The organism is Arthrobacter sp. GW460-12-1-14-TSB2, assembly GCF_059423525.1.
Window position 1 is genome coordinate 52,561 of sequence record NZ_JBWKYC010000019.1, and the last position, 16,108, is coordinate 68,668.

Annotated in this window: 15 protein-coding genes; 9 read left to right on the top strand and 6 right to left on the bottom strand. The window is 64.6% G+C overall.

The window, feature by feature from the left end; genetic code table 11:
• The first annotated feature begins 247 nt into the window (after window positions 1–247).
• Window positions 248–1,297 carry a glycosyltransferase family 2 protein gene (locus AC07YR_RS19060; protein WP_436058811.1) on the top strand — a complete coding sequence of 350 codons (1,050 nt, stop codon included), beginning with the start codon at window positions 248–250 and terminating at the stop codon, window positions 1,295–1,297.
• Between the two features lie 4 nt (window positions 1,298–1,301).
• On the top strand, window positions 1,302–1,460 hold the full coding sequence (locus AC07YR_RS19065; RefSeq protein WP_200939301.1) for a hypothetical protein: 159 nt from the start codon (window positions 1,302–1,304) through the stop codon (window positions 1,458–1,460).
• Window positions 1,461–1,525: 65 nt separating this feature from the next.
• On the opposite strand, the gene AC07YR_RS19070 is transcribed toward AC07YR_RS19065, so the two are convergent.
• On the bottom strand, window positions 1,526–2,557 hold the full coding sequence (locus tag AC07YR_RS19070; protein WP_494734888.1) for a LamG domain-containing protein: 1,032 nt from the start codon (window positions 2,555–2,557) through the stop codon (window positions 1,526–1,528).
• A 271-nt stretch (window positions 2,558–2,828) separates the two neighbouring features.
• On the opposite strand from AC07YR_RS19070, the gene AC07YR_RS19075 reads away from it, so the two are divergent.
• The 5 genes from AC07YR_RS19075 to AC07YR_RS19095 all read left to right on the top strand — a co-directional run bounded on the left by AC07YR_RS19075 (window position 2,829) and on the right by AC07YR_RS19095 (window position 6,026).
• Window positions 2,829–3,659 (top strand): response regulator transcription factor, encoded by an 831-nt coding sequence (locus AC07YR_RS19075; protein ID WP_494734889.1) that lies wholly within the window; start codon window positions 2,829–2,831, stop codon window positions 3,657–3,659.
• A 164-nt stretch (window positions 3,660–3,823) separates the two neighbouring features.
• Entirely contained in the window at window positions 3,824–4,309 is a 486-nt protein-coding gene (locus AC07YR_RS19080; RefSeq protein ID WP_082506706.1) for an Hsp20/alpha crystallin family protein, read from the top strand.
• A 173-nt stretch (window positions 4,310–4,482) separates the two neighbouring features.
• A complete protein-coding gene (locus AC07YR_RS19085) occupies window positions 4,483–5,202 on the top strand; it encodes a GAF and ANTAR domain-containing protein (protein ID WP_494734890.1) in 720 nt (239 codons plus the stop codon).
• A gap of 10 nt (window positions 5,203–5,212) precedes the next feature.
• Window positions 5,213–5,596: a hypothetical protein gene (locus tag AC07YR_RS19090; RefSeq protein ID WP_494734891.1), complete on the top strand. Its 384-nt coding sequence runs from the start codon at window positions 5,213–5,215 to the stop codon at window positions 5,594–5,596.
• 106 nt (window positions 5,597–5,702) lie between these two features.
• On the top strand, window positions 5,703–6,026 hold the full coding sequence (locus AC07YR_RS19095; RefSeq protein ID WP_494734892.1) for a YegP family protein: 324 nt from the start codon (window positions 5,703–5,705) through the stop codon (window positions 6,024–6,026).
• A 57-nt stretch (window positions 6,027–6,083) separates the two neighbouring features.
• Here the strand turns inward: AC07YR_RS19095 and AC07YR_RS19100 are convergent, their stop codons facing one another.
• Both AC07YR_RS19100 and AC07YR_RS19105 read right to left on the bottom strand, forming a co-directional pair.
• Window positions 6,084–6,932 (bottom strand): PhzF family phenazine biosynthesis protein, encoded by an 849-nt coding sequence (locus AC07YR_RS19100; protein WP_494734893.1) that lies wholly within the window; start codon window positions 6,930–6,932, stop codon window positions 6,084–6,086.
• A 73-nt stretch (window positions 6,933–7,005) separates the two neighbouring features.
• The gene (locus tag AC07YR_RS19105) at window positions 7,006–7,461 is read right to left on the bottom strand and encodes a group II truncated hemoglobin (RefSeq protein WP_494734894.1); all 456 of its coding nucleotides are present in this window, start codon (window positions 7,459–7,461) and stop codon (window positions 7,006–7,008) included.
• Between the two features lie 186 nt (window positions 7,462–7,647).
• On the opposite strand from AC07YR_RS19105, the gene AC07YR_RS19110 reads away from it, so the two are divergent.
• On the top strand, window positions 7,648–9,396 hold the full coding sequence (locus AC07YR_RS19110) for an ABC transporter ATP-binding protein (protein WP_494734895.1): 1,749 nt from the start codon (window positions 7,648–7,650) through the stop codon (window positions 9,394–9,396).
• Window positions 9,393–11,399 carry an ABC transporter ATP-binding protein gene (locus tag AC07YR_RS19115; protein WP_494734896.1) on the top strand — a complete coding sequence of 669 codons (2,007 nt, stop codon included), beginning with the start codon at window positions 9,393–9,395 and terminating at the stop codon, window positions 11,397–11,399. The genes AC07YR_RS19110 and AC07YR_RS19115 overlap by 4 nt, the downstream gene beginning before the upstream one ends.
• A 64-nt stretch (window positions 11,400–11,463) precedes the next feature.
• Here AC07YR_RS19115 and AC07YR_RS19120 read toward each other — a convergent pair whose 3' ends face one another.
• The 3 genes from AC07YR_RS19120 to AC07YR_RS19130 all read right to left on the bottom strand — a co-directional run bounded on the left by AC07YR_RS19120 (window position 11,464) and on the right by AC07YR_RS19130 (window position 15,870).
• On the bottom strand, window positions 11,464–12,489 hold the full coding sequence (locus AC07YR_RS19120) for an NADPH:quinone reductase (protein ID WP_494734897.1): 1,026 nt from the start codon (window positions 12,487–12,489) through the stop codon (window positions 11,464–11,466).
• Window positions 12,490–13,264: 775 nt separating this feature from the next.
• The gene (locus tag AC07YR_RS19125; protein ID WP_494734898.1) at window positions 13,265–13,693 is read right to left on the bottom strand and encodes a GlcG/HbpS family heme-binding protein; all 429 of its coding nucleotides are present in this window, start codon (window positions 13,691–13,693) and stop codon (window positions 13,265–13,267) included.
• A complete protein-coding gene (locus AC07YR_RS19130) occupies window positions 13,690–15,870 on the bottom strand; it encodes a malate synthase G (protein WP_494734899.1) in 2,181 nt (726 codons plus the stop codon). The genes AC07YR_RS19125 and AC07YR_RS19130 overlap by 4 nt, the downstream gene beginning before the upstream one ends.
• Window positions 15,871–16,108: the final 238 nt, after the last annotated feature.

Sequence of the window (16,108 nt, forward strand, 5' to 3'; positions counted from 1 at the left end):
GTGCTGTCCCAGGACAGCACCCCGACTTCCTGTTTTAACGGGTCGCGTGACTGCTGGAATTGAGGTTCCGTTGAGAAATAACTTTCCTGACGGAAGATTGCGGATTCCTTGTCGAATATTTTCCTGCTGCTTGCGTTCCAGTTGAAAAACTCTAGTCAACAAACAAATTGACTAATTCGGGTTGGAGCAACAAGCCAGTGTGTGACTATTCGAATTCTGAGCCTGGAACCGCGGGTGCCGGACTTCTGTGATAACAGTCCTTATTCCTGCGCATAATGAAGCCGCAGGTATTTCTGACACGCTTGAATCCCTTAAATCGCAGACTCTCCCGCCGGACAGGGTGCTGGTTGTTGCTGACAACTGCACTGATGCCACAGAGGATATTGCCCTTGCGCTTGGCGCGGAGGTCATCCGCACTGTCGGAAACACGGACAAGAAGGCGGGTGCCTTGAATTTCGCGCTGGAGGGACTGCTTCCCGGCGCGCGACCGGAAGACATGATCCTCGTCCAGGACGCGGATTCGCAGCTGAGCCGTGACTTCCTCGAGCGGGCAACCGCCCATCTGAGCGCCGACAGGCGGCTGGGAGCCGTGGGAGGCGTCTTCCGCGGTGCGAAGGGCGGCGGCTTCGTGGGCCACCTGCAGCGGAACGAGTACGCACGGTACGCGCGGGATGTGAAGCGGCTGCACGGCAAATGCCTGGTGGTTACGGGAACGGCCGCGCTGTTCCGGGTCCGCACCCTGGTGGACGTTATCGAGGCCCGGCGTGATGGCACCCTGCCTCCCGGCAACGGCAGGGCGGGCGTTTACGACACCTCCGTTCTGACCGAGGACAACGAGTTGTCCTTCGCCCTGCTGACCCTGAACTACCGCATCAAATCGCCGGCTGACTGCACGCTGGTCACGGAGATCATGCCCACTTGGCGCGAACTCTGGGCCCAGCGGCTGAGGTGGAAGCGGGGAGCGGTGGAGAACTGTGTCCAGTACGGCTGGACCAGGGTCACCCGGCCGTACTGGGGCAGGCAGGCCCTCTCCGTGACAGGCATCCTGGTGTCGTTGGCCTACTTCGGAACGGTGGCTTTTGCACTGGGCACGGGAGAAGGGCTGCACATTCAGCCCTTCTGGATGGCCGTGACCGGTGTCTTCGTGATCGAACGGGTAGTGACCGTGCGGCTGCGTGGCTGGAAGTACATGCTGGCGGCCGCAACGATGTACGAACTTCTGATCGACCTGTTCCTTCAGGTGGTCCACGCGAAGGCCTACGTGGATGCAGCACTCAACAAAAAGAAAGCTTGGTAACACTATGTACAGCAATCCAGCAGCTCCCGCAGCGGCCGGTGTCGGGGCCGGAACCCTCGCGGCAACCGGGGCCGGTGACCTCTTCTGGTTCGCCCTGGCAGCCTTCGCGCTCGTGGCGCTCGGTCTGGCCGTCAAACGCATCGTGCCGGTTCGGGCCAAATAACTTCAGCCTTATGGGGCGGGCGGCCCGGATTCGCGACGAATCCGGGCCACCCGTTCGTGTCCGGCTCAGGTGACCACGCTGACGGCCTCGGAACAGGCAGCAGCATCGCAAACCTTGTAGCTTGTGGTTGTACCGCCCTTGAACTTGTTCACGTAGCTTCCCGTGTTGGGGACGGTCTTCGGGGTGCCGTTCATCCAGAGTGTGACGCTGGACCCGGTGGCCCCGGTCCACTTCAGCGTGGTGGAATTGACGCCTTTGACCTTGCTGTTGGCCGCGGTGAGTTTGATGGGTGAGCCGGCGGCTGGAGTTGTGGTGGCAGCCGGCGTGAACGAGAAGTCTCGGATCACCACGGACTCCGGTTTCACATGTTCGGGGTCGCCGCCACCCCCGCCTGTGACCCAAAGGTTGAAGTGGATGGCTTCTTTGGCCGGCACGGGGACGGTTGTTCCCTGCAGGACCGTGCGTTTGAGCAGGGTGCCTCCGGACCCCTCGCCGGCGAAGGTTTCGAACGTGAGCTTTCCGGGTTCCCAGACCATTTTGTGGGTGAGGACCAGGTCATTCGTCGTGTTGAAGACGACCGTGTTGTTGCCCTGCCCCGGCGGCTTGGTGGCATCGAACCAGTAGCCGTGGGCCTGGGTCACGGGCCAGGACTCCCCGTAGCTTGCGCCTCCGCCCCAGGCGGATGCCTCGCACAGATCGATCTCGTTGTAGCCGGGAGTCGCCAGGGGATCATAGGTAAACAGGCATCCCCACACCACTTCCTTCTGGAGGGTGCTTACATCTTTCGCCACCGTGGTGCTGTACGTGCCGTAGCCGAATCCCTGCCGGGTGGACTGGAACTCAGCCCCGACAGGAGCGCTGCCTGTCGGGTTGGTGAGGGACAGCGTGACGTATCCGCCGGCGTCGGGATTGCTGACGTTCGCCGCGTCGAAGGCCTTGTTGTACTGCGGCGCACCGGCCCAGAACCGTTTTTCCCAGTTGAACCCCTTCCAGGCAAAGCTGCCGACGGGCCCGGGGTTCGGGTCCATGGGGGTGGTGTCGGCGGCCTGCGCCGACGTTGTTGCGGACAACATGACCAGGCTGGCAGCTGCCAGCATTGCCACCGGCCTGTTTAGCCAAACCGCTTTTGCGACGCGAGACCTCAAGGAAACCATTTAACGCCCCCTACATTTGCGCCGAACACCGCAGCGCCGCGCCCCCAGTGAGCACAAGATGATCATCATTCAGTGCGGATTGGTTGGCAATAGAGGGCCCGCGATATTTATTTTTACATTACTCAATAAATGCACAATTTTTCCGCAATTCGTTGTTGAGGAATTGGTGATAGTTACTAAAGCTGAATACGCACGAGAATTTCTTGGGGGTTTGATGGTTACGCGCGGCATAGCTGTGGTTATTGACGGCGACGGTCGTAGCAGGGCATCGCTGGAGGAGCTGCTGGTCCAGTCCGGGTTCGAAGTGGTGGCCGCGGCGTCCGGTGCCGAGGGAGTGGCTGCCGTGCGGCGGCATGATCCGGTCCTGGTCACCGTGGAGCTCGGGCTTCCCGACTTTGACGGCATCGAAGCCTCCCGCCGGATCCGTACCTTCAGCCATGCCTACGTGATCCTGGTCGGCGCCCTGGCGAACGAAGCCGATGCGTTGCTGGGCCTCGAAGCCGGTGCTGACGATTATCTGGCCAAGCCGTTCCGTCCGCGCGAGCTCCGGGCAAGGATCGCTGCCTTGCTGCGCCGGCCCAGGCGTCACGCGCTGGTGGAAGCTGCGCAATGCGCGGCAGGACACTTCGTCGCCAAGCCTGTAGGCGCGGAACTGACCGCTCCCGCTGCCGCCGCTCCCCGCGACGTTGCCGCGGCCGAGGAACCCGAGGCCGGAACCGGGTGGGATTTTGAACACCGCGGCCTTGCCCTGATGGACAGCACCCGTGCAGTATCGGCGGACGGACAAGCCATTGATCTCACCCGCACCCAGTTCGAACTGCTCCGCGTACTGCTTCAAAACAAGGGGGCGGTGCTGACCAAGGCGGACCTGGCCCGGCATTTGCGGCACGAAGCCCCCGTTCCCGGGTCTGCCGTGACGGCCCGGGACGAACGCGTGCTGGAAGTGCACATGGGCAACCTGCGTAAGCGGCTGGGTGACAGTCCACGTTCGCCGCGGTGGGTGCAGACCGTGCGGGGAGTGGGCTACCGGCTGACCCCGCAGTAGATCCATCCCCGCAAGGCGTCGCCACCGCACGGGGGGCCACCGCACAAGAGCCCGCCGCGCAAGGCAGGTCTTTTGCCCCTGCCCGGCCCATGGGCGCAGGCGTGTACTTGAAGTGTCAGCCCGCTTCGGGCATTACACCGCAACGCACGGGAGGTACCGTCGTCATGTCTGATCTGTTCAGGTGGTCACCGTTCCATACCAACCGCTGGCTGGATACATTCCGCAGCAGCCCGTTCGATCTGCTCCGCCGGTCCCCGTCCGAAATGATGGACGCCATGGACAGGGTCTTCCAGCAAGGCAACCAGCCGATGCCGATCCGCGTCGAGGAGTACCTCGACGGCAACACCCTCGTCGTCCGGGCCGAAGCGCCGGGGCTGGATCCGGACAAAGACATCGACGTCTCTGTTGTTAACGGTTCCCTGCAGATCCGCGCCGAACGCCGGGAAGAGACGGAGGAGAAGGAAAAGGGCAGCTACCGGTCGGAGTTCCGCTACGGCTCATTCTTCCGCTCCCTCCCTCTGCCGCCGGACGTAAAAGAGGAAGACATCAAGGCGACTTACAAGGACGGCGTCCTCGAAGTACGCACACCCGTTCCGGAACAAGAGTTGTCCGAGCCAAAGGGCAAGAAACTCCCTATCACCCGCGAATAGCCGACGTCATACCCGCGCATCGGCCCGGCCGGCTGTTCCTGTGCACCGTGGGCCGGGGCATGTTCCGCGGCGCCGGGCAGGCGTATTGTCTGGGGTAGGAGGCGCTACGCGCACACGATTTCTCCGGACGGTCTCCCCCTCCGATTGTCCGGTGACTGGCCGGAGGACAATCCATGGCAAAGAAACTTCCACTGGATGAGCTGTCCGGCGCGATCGGCAGGATCCGCCGGCTGCTTCTGACCGAGGAAAAAGTCAGCACCGCCGTCGAACTCCTGGCGAGGGCCATCAAGGACTCCGTACCTGGCACCATCGGTGCGGGGGTGTCCGTCCTGGACCCGCAGGGCCGCCGGACCAGTCACGGATCAACCGACAGGGTGGTTGATGAGGCGGATGCACTGCAGTACGAGCTCGGGGAAGGGCCGTGCCTCACGGCGTGGGCCGCGGAGGAAACCATACTCGTGGACGATATCCGAACGGACAGTCGCTGGCCACGCTGGAGTGAGGCGGTGAGGGGGCTTCCCGTCCGATCGGTGGTGAGTGCAGCCCTCGGCGCGAACAAGGAATGCATTGGCGCCATCAAGGTTTACGCTGCGCTTCCGTCCGCCTACACCACGGCCACGACACGGCTGCTGGAGCTGTTCGCCGCCCCGGCCGCGACCCTGCTTTCCCACGTGCAAGCCAACGAATTGCCGCAGCAGATCAGCGAGGAGCTGCATGCAGCCCTGGAGAGCAGGGACGTGGTGAACCGGGCCTGCGGGATCCTGATGCAGCGGCACGGGGCCGGGTACGAGCGTGCTTTGGAGGACCTGATGCACCATGCCAGGCAGCGCAGGACCACCCTCGCCGAGGCCGGCGCGGAAATCATTGCCGCGTTACAGGCCGGCAGGAACTAGAGGCGCCACTATGGGCTTCGACCTGAACGAACCCGAGCAACGGCGGAAGCTCCGGGCGGCCCTGAAAGCGTCTGACGTCACGCCCGGGGAACTCTGGTTGAACTATTTCAGCATCGGCGGCGGCGTGGGCGAATACGAAGTTGAAGCGTATCTGCAGGGGTTGCTCTCCCTGCCGACGATCCAGCGGGACCTGCTGGCGATGGCTGCCAACGAACTCATCGAGACCGTACCCCGCCTGTATGCACCGTATTCTGATAACCCCGACCTTGCAGACCGCCGTCCGGAGTCCGGTCAGGAATCTGAGCCTGAATCGGGCCAGGACGCCGACGAGGACCACGACACGCACAGCAGGCAGGGGCCGGATGAGCAGACGGACCTGCCCGGAGACGAATAGCTGCCCCGCCGGACGGCCGCTGGCCAGCTGCGGGCTGACAGACGCGCGGGGCCGAAAGTAAGCTGGAAGCCTAGGCGATGAAGCAGACGAGCGGAGGCTGACGACGATGTCCGGACACTTCGAATTGATAAGCGCGCCCGGCGGCGGATACAGGTTTAGGCTGCTGGACAAGTCCGGGGACCTCGTGGCGATTTCAGTAAAATTCCCGACGAAGCGGAGCGCCGCCGCCGGGATCTACCGTGTTCGCGAGATTGCCGGGACCGGCCTGATCCATGATTTGAGCACCAGCCGCCGGAGCGAACCATCCCACCGGTTCAGGCCCACGCAGCCGGCACAGGTCCACAGCGGCACCCATGCGTTCCAGGCCCGGGGAGCCCACGCCCTGCACCCTGAGCGGGAGCGGGCGCACATGAGCAGCACGGGCCGCTGACGCGGGGCCACGGCCGGGGCGGCGGCGGGGCGGCGGCCCGAGGAAACGCGGCGGCGCCTACAGCGACACCCTGCCGCTCACCACGGAGCGGCTGACCCCGCCGATCCAGATGCCGTCATCGTCCACCGTGACAGTCAGCAGGCCGCCGCGTCCCAGGACAGTGCCTTGCTGGACGGTGTAGCCGCCGTCCACCACGCCCTCGCCCAGGAGCCATTGCGCCAGTCCGGCGTTGAGGCTGCCGGTTACGGGGTCCTCGGGAACGCTCAAGCCGGGAACGAACGCCCGGACTTCAAAGTCGGCAGGTCCACCCTCCCGGTAGCTGCCGATGACGCCGACACAGAGCTGGTCCATCAAGGCGAAATCGGGCTCCAGCCGGAGCACTGTTTCCGCTGATTGCAGCCGGATCCCCAGCCAGCCCGGGCCGTTGTCCACCCAGTTGCTGCCCAGGACTTCGCTGGCATCGATGCCCAGGCTGGCGAGGGCCTGTTCCAGCACCGCCGGTTCAACCGGACCCGAGCGGACCAGGAGCGGCGCCGCAAAGGCGAGGTCCGTGCCCGAGCGGCGGATTTTCACGAGCCCCGCCTCGCATTCCTGCACCAGTTCGCCGTCACGGCGGGGCTGCCCGCCGTTTTCCAGCCACGCGTGCGCCGAGCCCAGGGTGGGGTGCCCGGCGAACGGCAGTTCGGCGGCGGGCGTGAAAATACGCAGCCTGTAGTCCGCCTCGGGGTGCGACGGCTCCAGGAGGAACGTGGTCTCCGAGAGGTTGGTCCAGTTAGCGAAGCTTTGCATCTGTTCGGTGGACAGGCCATGGGATTGATGTACGACGGCGACCGGGTTGCCTGCCTTGGGCCCCGGGGCAAAGACGTCAACCTGGGAGAAGGGATATTCGTTTACTGCGGTGGTCATGCTGGTCATAGCAACCAACCGTAGGGGGCCGCCGTGCCGCGGCACCATAGCCAATTCCGGAAAGTGGCCTTGTTCAGTCCTGCCCCACCAGCCCGTCCCAGGACCATTGCGGGATGCGGAGCCCGTCGGGCACGTCGTCCGCGGACCGCTCGTACAGGGACATCGTGGTGGTCGTCGCCCACGCGAAGTAGTCGTGCAGCACCTTGCGGAGGGTGTTGTCTCCGGTGAGCCCCACGTCGGTCAGTGCCTGGTCGAAGCAGGCGATGGCCCTGCGGTCCATCTCCTCGTGAGGCCCGTTGCCGCTGTGGATCCGCACCACCGATGTCTCGTCGCCGTACGAGGCCGAATAGCTCGGCGGCCCGCCCAAAGCCTCCGCCCAATACGCGGCGAGCCGCTGGCTGTGCTCGGGGTGGAACCCGTGGCTGAACGCATGGCTGACCACGTCGTCGGCTATGACACGGGCATGCCAGGCGTTGGCCAGCGTCAGGAAGAAGCCGGCGCCGCCGGCAGCCTCATAAACCGTTTGCATGCTGCAACGATGGCACGGCCCGGCAGTACACGGAAGGGGCTTCCCGGCCACCGGCCATGAATCGCACGTGACACGCTTCGCCCTGAGAGGAACCCGGCCCGCTCGCAGCTTCCGGTCGTAAACTGGCCTTCGAATCTGATTGCGCGGGCTCCGGAAGGAACCCTCGCGGCGTGAAGTGGAGTCCGGATGCTCTGGAAACTGCTCGTTGAGTACCTGCGACCGCAGCGGCGGCTGCTGATCGCCGTCGTGATTTTCCAGCTGGCGCAGTCCATTGCGTCCCTGTACCTGCCCACGCTGAACGCGGACATCATCGATGAAGGCGTGGCCAAGGGGGATACCGGGTATATCCTCCGCGTGGGCAGCCTCATGCTGTTCATCACCCTGTTGCAGATCGCCTGCGCGGTGGTGGCTGTGTATTTCGGGGCGAAGGCGGCCATGGCGCTGGGCCGGGATCTCCGCGGGGCGATCTTCACCCGGGTGGGGGAGTTCTCCGAGCAGGAGGTCACGCGGTTCGGGGCGCCGAGCCTGATCACCCGCTCCACCAACGACGTCCAGCAGGTCCAGCAGCTGGTGCTGATGTCCGCCACGATGATGGTGGCTGCACCCATGCTCAGCATCGGCGGGGTGATCATGGCGGTCCGGCAGGATGCGCAGCTGTCCTGGCTGATCGCCGTCAGCGTCCCGGTGCTGCTGGTCGCCGTCGCGCTCATCATCACCCGCATGGTGCCGCTGTTCCGGAAGATGCAGGTGCGGATCGACACCGTCAACCGGGTGCTCCGCGAGCAGCTCACCGGCATCCGGGTGGTGCGGGCGTTCGTGCGGGAGGACATCGAGACCGCCCGGTTTGCCCGCGCCAACGAGGACGTCACGGACACCGCGCTGCGGGCCGGCCGGCTGATGGCGCTCGCGTTTCCCGTGGTGATGCTGGTGCTGAACGTCTCCAGCGTGGCGGTGATCTGGTTCGGCTCGTTCCGGATCGAGGACGGTTCCATGCAGGTGGGCACGCTGATCGCCTTCCTCAGCTACCTGCTGCAGATCCTGATGTCCGTCATGATGGCCACGTTTATGGCGGTGATGATCCCGCGCGCGGCGGTTTCGGCGGACCGGATCGGCGAGGTGCTTACAACGGAGTCGAGCGTGCGGCCGCCGGAGCATCCGGTCACCGCTGCCGCCGGCCGGGGCGGTGCGGGCAGCGGCGAGATGGAGATGCACGACGTCGGGTTTGCCTACCCGGGTGCCGAGCAGCCGGTTCTGTCCGGGATCAGTTTCACTGCCCGTTCGGGGCAGACGACGGCGATCATCGGCAGCACCGGGTCCGGCAAGACCACGCTGGTGAACCTGCTGCCGCGGCTTTCCGATGCCACCAGCGGGTCGGTGAAGTTCGACGGCGTGGACGTCCGCGAGCTGCACCCGGACCAGCTGTGGGGGCACATCGGCCTGGTGCCGCAGCGGCCGTACCTGTTCTCCGGCACGGTGCGCAGCAACCTGCTCTACGGCAAGCCCGATGCCACCGAGGATGAGATGTGGCGGGCACTCACCACCGCGCAGGCGCAGGACTTCGTCAGGGAGATGGAGGGCGGGCTGGATGCGCCCATCTCGCAGGGCGGCACCAACGTGTCCGGCGGGCAGCGGCAGCGGATCGCGATCGCCCGGGCGCTGGTGAAACAGCCCGAGCTCTACATCTTCGACGACTCGTTCTCTTCGCTGGACACCGCCACTGACGCCCGGCTGAGACAGGCGCTCAAGCACAACACCTCCGGCGCCACCTTGGTGATCATCGCCCAGCGGGTGTCCAGCATTGCCGACGCGGACCAGATCCTGGTGCTCGACGACGGCAGGATCGTGGGGCACGGAACGCACGATGAGCTGCTCGAGACGTCGGAAACGTACCGCGAGATCGTGTCCTCGCAGCTGGCAGCGGAGGAGGCGGTATGAGCGGGCGAAGCACCCCCACCCGGCCGGGACCGGCCCCGGAAACCGGGAGCACCGCCGTCGTACGCCCGCCGCGTCCGCCCATGGGTCCGGGACGCGGGGGACCGTTCGCGGGGATGAACATCCCTGCGGAGAAGGCGATGAACTTCTGGCCGTCGGCCAGGCGGCTGCTGGGAACTCTGCGGCCGGAGCGCCTGTGGCTGGTGCTGGTGATCGCGCTGAGCGTCGCCGGGGTGACGTTGTCCGTGATCGGCCCGCGGCTGCTGGGCGAGGGCACCAACATCATCTTCGCCGGCGTCGTGTCCAAGCAGCTCCCGGCGGGGATGACCAAGGCGCAACTGATTGCGCAGCTGCGGGCCGCGGGGGAGAACCAGAAGGCGGACATGCTCAGTGCCATGGCGCTGACGCCCGGGACGGGGATCGACTTCACGGCGCTGGCCAATGTGCTGCTGTGGGCGCTGGTGCTGTATGTGCTGGCGTCCGCGTTCATGTGGGTGCAGGCGTACGTGCTCAACGGGGTGGTGCAGCGGACGGTGTTCCGGCTGCGCGAGCGGATCGAGGCGAAGATCAACCGGCTGCCGCTGCGGTATTTCGATTCAATCCAGCGCGGCGAACTGCTCAGCCGGGTGACGAACGACGTCGACAACATCTCCCAAAGCCTGCAGCAGACCATCAGCCAGGCGGTGATGTCGCTGCTGACCGTGGCGGGCGTGCTGCTGATGATGTTCCTGCTCTCGCCCACGCTGGCGATCATTGCGCTGGTGACCATTCCGCTGACGCTGGTGACGACGGCGGTGATCGCCAAGCGCTCGCAGAAGCTGTTCGTGGCGCAGTGGAAGCACACCGGCGAGCTCAACGGCCAGATCGAGGAGACCTACACCGGGCATGCGCTGGTGAAGGTGTTCGGCCGGCAGCAGGAGGTGGGGGAGCGGTTCCGGCAGAAGAACGCGGAGCTGTATGAGGCGAGCTTCGGCGCGCAGTTCATTTCCGGCCTGATCATGCCGGCCATGACGTTCATCGGGAACCTGGTGTACGTGGGGATCGCCGTGGTGGGCGGCCTGCAGGTGGCGTCCGGGGCGATGCAGCTGGGCGATGTGCAGGCATTCATCCAGTACTCGCGGCAGTTCACGCAGCCGCTGGCGCAGCTGGGGTCCATGGCCAACCTGCTGCAGTCCGGGGTAGCGTCGGCCGAGCGGGTGTTCTCGTTGCTGGATGAGCCGGAGGAGTCGCCGGAAGCGGCCGGTTCTGTTCCTGCCGGCGGGCGCGGGCGGCTGGTGTTCGAGAACGTCTCGTTCTCCTATTCACCGGACAAGCCGCTGATCTCTAACCTTTCGTTGGTGGCGGAGCCGGGGCAGACCGTGGCGATCGTCGGCCCCACGGGGGCCGGGAAGACGACGCTGGTGAACCTGATGATGCGGTTCTACGAGATTGATGCGGGCCGGATAACGCTCGACGGCGTGGACATCACCTCGGTCTCCCGGCGCGAGCTGCGCTCGCGGATGGGCATGGTGCTGCAGGACACATGGCTGTTCGGCGGGACGATCCGGGACAACATTGCGTATGGCCGGCCCTCGGCGTCGGAGGCCGAGATTCTGGAGGCGGCGAAGGCGACGTACGTGGACCGGTTCGTGCACTCCCTGCCGGAGGGTTACGACACCGTGCTGGAGGACGAGGGCGGAAACGTGTCCGCGGGGGAGAAGCAGCTGCTGACGATTGCCCGGGCGTTCCTGGCCCGGCCGTCTGTGCTGATCCTGGACGAGGCGACTTCTTCCGTGGACACCCGGACCGAGGTGCTGGTGCAGAAGGCGATGAGTGCGCTGCGGAGCGACCGGACGAGCTTTGTGATTGCGCACCGACTGTCCACGATCCGCGACGCCGACCTCATCCTTGTGATGGAGGCCGGGCAGATCGTGGAGCAGGGGACGCACGCTTCGTTGCTGGCGGCCGGCGGGGCTTATGCGCGGCTGTATGAGGCGCAGTTCGCGGCTCCTGTGGCGGAGGTTTAAGGGGTTCGCGGAAGGCGACGCCGGCCCTCCGGCCCCGGCGAGTCGGAAGGCCATAGGGGAGAGCTCAGGATGTCGGTGCGACGTCGATGAGCACCTTACCGATGGTGCCATGCTCCACGGCGTCATGTGCCGCGGCCGTCGCTTGGAGCGGGAAGCGGGTCAGCGGCAGGCCGTGTTCTTCACCAACGCGCAACGCGCCGGCCTTTAGCGCCTCGGAGACGGCGGCCACGGCGTGCTGTTTCTGCTCGTCCGTAACGGTGTAAGTAAGGATGAACTGGTAGCGGACGTTCTTCGTCATGCTTTCACGGATGGGAACGGTCACTGATTCCCCGAGATTCGCCGCGTAGATGGCAATGGTTCCGTTTGGCTTGAGCACCCGTACGTCGGAGTCGATATTGGCTGGAACGTTAACATCGACGATGGTGTCGACTCCGTCTGGGGCGGCTTGGCGGACGGCAGCGACGACGCCGTCCGTCCGGTAGTTGATAACTAAATGGGCTCCGGCGAGACGTGCGAGCTCAGCTTTCCGGTCTCCGCTGACGGTCGTAATGACTGTTGCTCCAGCCCATTCTGCGAGCTGAATGGCCGCGTGTCCCACTGCGCCTGCGCCGCCGGTGACGAGTACGGTTCGTCCCGACAGGGCTCCGGGTGAGAGTCTGGCGGGGCCGTCCTCGGCCGAGGTCAGCGCCCGGTGCGCTGTCAGGGCGGGGATACCGATGGATGCCCCTGTGTCGAAGGATTCGGTACCCGGAAGTGCCACTGCTTTGACCGCCGGTACAACCGCATACTCCTGCGCGGTGCCTTCATTGCCGCCCCAGGCGACGTCCCAGAGCCAGACGCGGTCCCCGATGCTGAATCCTGTCACTCCGGATCCGATCTCGTCGATTACGCCGGCACCGTCCTGGTTAGGAACCTTTGGTGCTTCCAGCTTGGTGCTTCCTCCGCCTGCTCGGGCCTTCCAGTCAGTGGGATTCACCCCGGAGACGACGACCCGGACGCGGACCTCACCCGCGCCTGGATCAATCAACGGCTTGTCCTGAAGCTTCAGCACTGCGGACGAGCCTGTCTCTTCGAACACAATCGCTTTCACGTCTTCTCCAATGAGTCGGTTTGCGTGGACGGCCTTACCGAACCAACCTATCGAAGGGCAGCGGCCCAGTTCCTGTATCTCCGGCACCTAATCATGGCGTCGTGCCGACGTGACTTCTGCAGGTGCGAAGTAGAGTGCGGCGCCGTAGCTGCCCTTGCATTCAACGGCGACGGCCGAGAGCGTTTCCTTTGGCGCGGATAAATGCGATTGTCTTGCGGTATCCACCCGAAGTCGCGGCAAATTCCCGGTCGGCGAGTGGACGAGAAAGTGTCGATCGATAATGACAATAGGTGGGTTTCTGCATGGGTCATGGGTACCGGTCCCGACTTGCACGTTTGGTTCGTTGCGTTCCATGATGATTCCCAGCGCACCTTCCTTTTCAGTTCTGAGCGCACCGGGCGGGGCCCCTGGCCAGCTCATTGATGAGACGCTTGTCAGACTCCTATCGGGCCATGGCAGGCTGCCCAGCGGCGCCACTTGTGAGGCTGGCGATCGGCAGGTCCATGTCAGGGACAAATATCACCTGTGACGGAGGGCGCGTCAGAAGGCCCCTTCCTTGAGCAAGCAACCCCCAGAGGCTGAACCATACTTTGGGCAACTCTGCGCCTGTCGATATTCAAGCGGGCACCGTGCGTACTCCTGCCCCTTGGAAGCGGGTCGCAAGGCTGGCAGCGTTGGTCAGGACGTTCGACCAGCGAGTGAATCCAAGGTGCTAGGAGCCGCCGGGCTCACGCGGACTGAGCGTGCGCCCGGCGGGGTCAGATCACTTGGGCGGTCAGGCTACCTGCGCCGTCAGACCGGCCGCCTTGATCGCCGTCGCCGCAGCTGTCTCGTCGTTGTCGGAGCTGTCCCCGCTGATGCCGACGGCACCCTTGACCCTCCCGTCTTCACCCTGTATGAGGACGCCACCGGGCACCGGAATCAGGCGGCCGGCGAGAGCTGCGGTCGCAGCGGCGATGAAGTAGGGCTGCTGCTCGGCACGTTCCATGAGTGCTCGCGAGCCCATCCCGAGAGCCAGGGCCCCATAGGCCTTGCCATGGGCAATTTCGAAGCGGTTATTCGAAGCTCCGTCCTGACGCACGACGGCGATGACGTGGCCTCCTTCGTCGAGCACAACGACGGTCAGCGGTTTGAAGCCGTTCTGCTGACCCGTTGCGAGGGCCTCGGCGGTGATGGACTGGGCAGTGGCTAGGTTGATGCTCATGAGGTGCTCCTGGCAAGGTCGTCGATGTGTTTCTGCGTAGCGCGGTGCCGGTGTAGAACGGGTTCGGTGTATCCGGACGGCTGCGCGGCGCCGTCAAGTACGAGCTCGCGGGCGGCTAGGAACGCCTCGGTGTCGAACGCGGGGGACATGGGCAGGTAGTCCGGATCCGAGGCATTCTGCTCATCGACGACCGTGGCCATGCTGCGCAGCGACTCTTCCACCTGTTCTGTGGTGACAACGCCGTGCCGGAGCCAGTTGGAGACATGCTGCGAGCTGATGCGGCAGGTGGCCCGATCCTCCATGAGCGCCACGCTGTCAATGTCGGGAACCTTGGAGCATCCGATGCCTGCGTTCACCCAGCGCACGACGTACCCCAAGGTGCTCTGGATATTGTTGTCCAGTTCGTTGCGTCGAGCATCAGCATCCCAGGCTGAGGGGTCCCCGACAGGGATGGTGAGCAGCTGCCGCAAGGTAGACCGGCGTGCCCCGCCGAGCTCGGCCTGTCGGGCGTCCACGTCGACGTGGTGGTAGTGGATGGCGTGCAGGGTCGCGGCGGTCGGCGAGGGAACCCAGGCGCAGTTGGCGCCGGCGAGCGGGTGCGCGATCTTCTGGGCGAGCATGTCCGCGAGGTTGTCCGGTGCCGCCCACATGCCCTTGCCGATCTGGGCCCGTCCGCGGAATCCGCACTCCAGTCCAATGTCGACGTTGGCGTCCTCGTAGGCGGTAATCCAGCTGGAGGTGCGCATGTCAGCCTTGCGTACCATGGGCGCCGCGAGCATCGAGGTGTGGATCTCGTCGCCGGTGCGGTCCAGGAATCCGGTGTTGATGAATACCACCCGATCGCGTGCCTCCCAGATGCACGCCTTGAGGTTGGCCGAGGTGCGGCGCTCCTCGTCCATGATTCCGATCTTGAGAGTGAGCGGGTCAAGGCGCAGCACGGATTCGGTGCCCGCGAGTAGAGCGCAGGCCATGGCTACTTCGCGAGGTCCGTGCATCTTTGGCTTCACGATGTACACGGAGCCTGTCCGCGAATTGTGCCGGGTGTTCGGACCCCGCAGGTCGTGCACGGAGCCGAGGCCTGTAAACAGGGCGTCGAGGATCTCTTCCGGCACCGGCTCACCGGCTGTATCAAGCACGGCGTCACTTGTCATGAGGTGGCCGACTTGGCGGATGAGCAGTAGCGAGCGGCCTGAAAGGGCCAGTTCGGATCCGTCAGGTGCGGTGTAGAGGCGGTCGGGGTTCAGCCGTCGGGTATAGGTCCTCCCGCCCTTGGCGACCTCGGCGGTTAGAGTGCCCTGCATCAGCTGCAGCCAGTTGCGGTAGCCGACCACCTTGTCCTCGGCGTCGACGGCCGCCACCGAGTCTTCGAGGTCCATTATTGTAGTGATCGCGGATTCCAGCACGATGTCTTTTACGCCGGCTGGGTCGCCCGAGCCGATGAGATGGGTGAAGTCGATCTGGATCTCCACGTGCAGGCCATGATGGACGAGCAGTACGGATTCCGGCTCATCCGCGGCGCCCTGATAGCCGCGGAGCTGGTCGGGCTTGGCCAGCCCTATGGGGCCGTTCGGGGTCTCGGCGACGAGGAGGCCGTCCGCGATACGGTAGGCGGTGACATTCGCATGCGAGCCGGCCGCCAATGGCGCGTGCTCGTCCAGGAACTGTCGCCCGCGGGCGACGACGGCGGTGCCCCGGACCGGGTTGTATGCGCCCGTTCGCTCACGTCCCTCCGCTTCGTCGATGACGTCGGTGCCGTACAAGGCATCGTACAGCGAGCCCCAGCGTGCGTTGGCCGCGTTGACCGCAAAGCGTGCATTCAGCAGCGGCACGACTAGCTGGGGTCCGGAGATCGTGGCGATTTCGGGATCGACCTGGTTAGTCGTAATAGTGAAATCCGCAGGCTCATCGGCCAAGTAACCGATCGATCGCAGGAACTCCTCGTAGACCTCCGGGTCCCCCGGACCGTTCAAACGGTGGAACTCGTCAATCTGCTGCTGCAGCCGGTCACGGACACTCAGCAGGTCGCGCACCTGCGGCGAGAACTCCCCGATTAGCGCCGCGGCGCCGCTCCAAAAAGCCTCTTCCTCGATCCCCGTACCCGGCAACGCCTCGTCCCGGACAAAGGCATGGAGCTCTTCGGCGACGCTAAGGCCGTTAATTTCTATTCGGTTTGACATGTTTTCGCCCATCTAAGCTATTCCGCATAGCGGAAATAATATTTCAACAAGTAGAACCTAACGAGCGCAGCGATGCCTGTCAACGCTCAAGGGGCAGAGTAAATTTTTCCTCGCAAGACCATTGACTAGTGGTCAGACCGATACGTAAAGTCAATCCATAAAGCAGAATATTTTTTTCGTATGATGGAAATGCACGCTTGCTATTCGAGCTCGGGATCAGAAGTCGTCGGAAAACCTG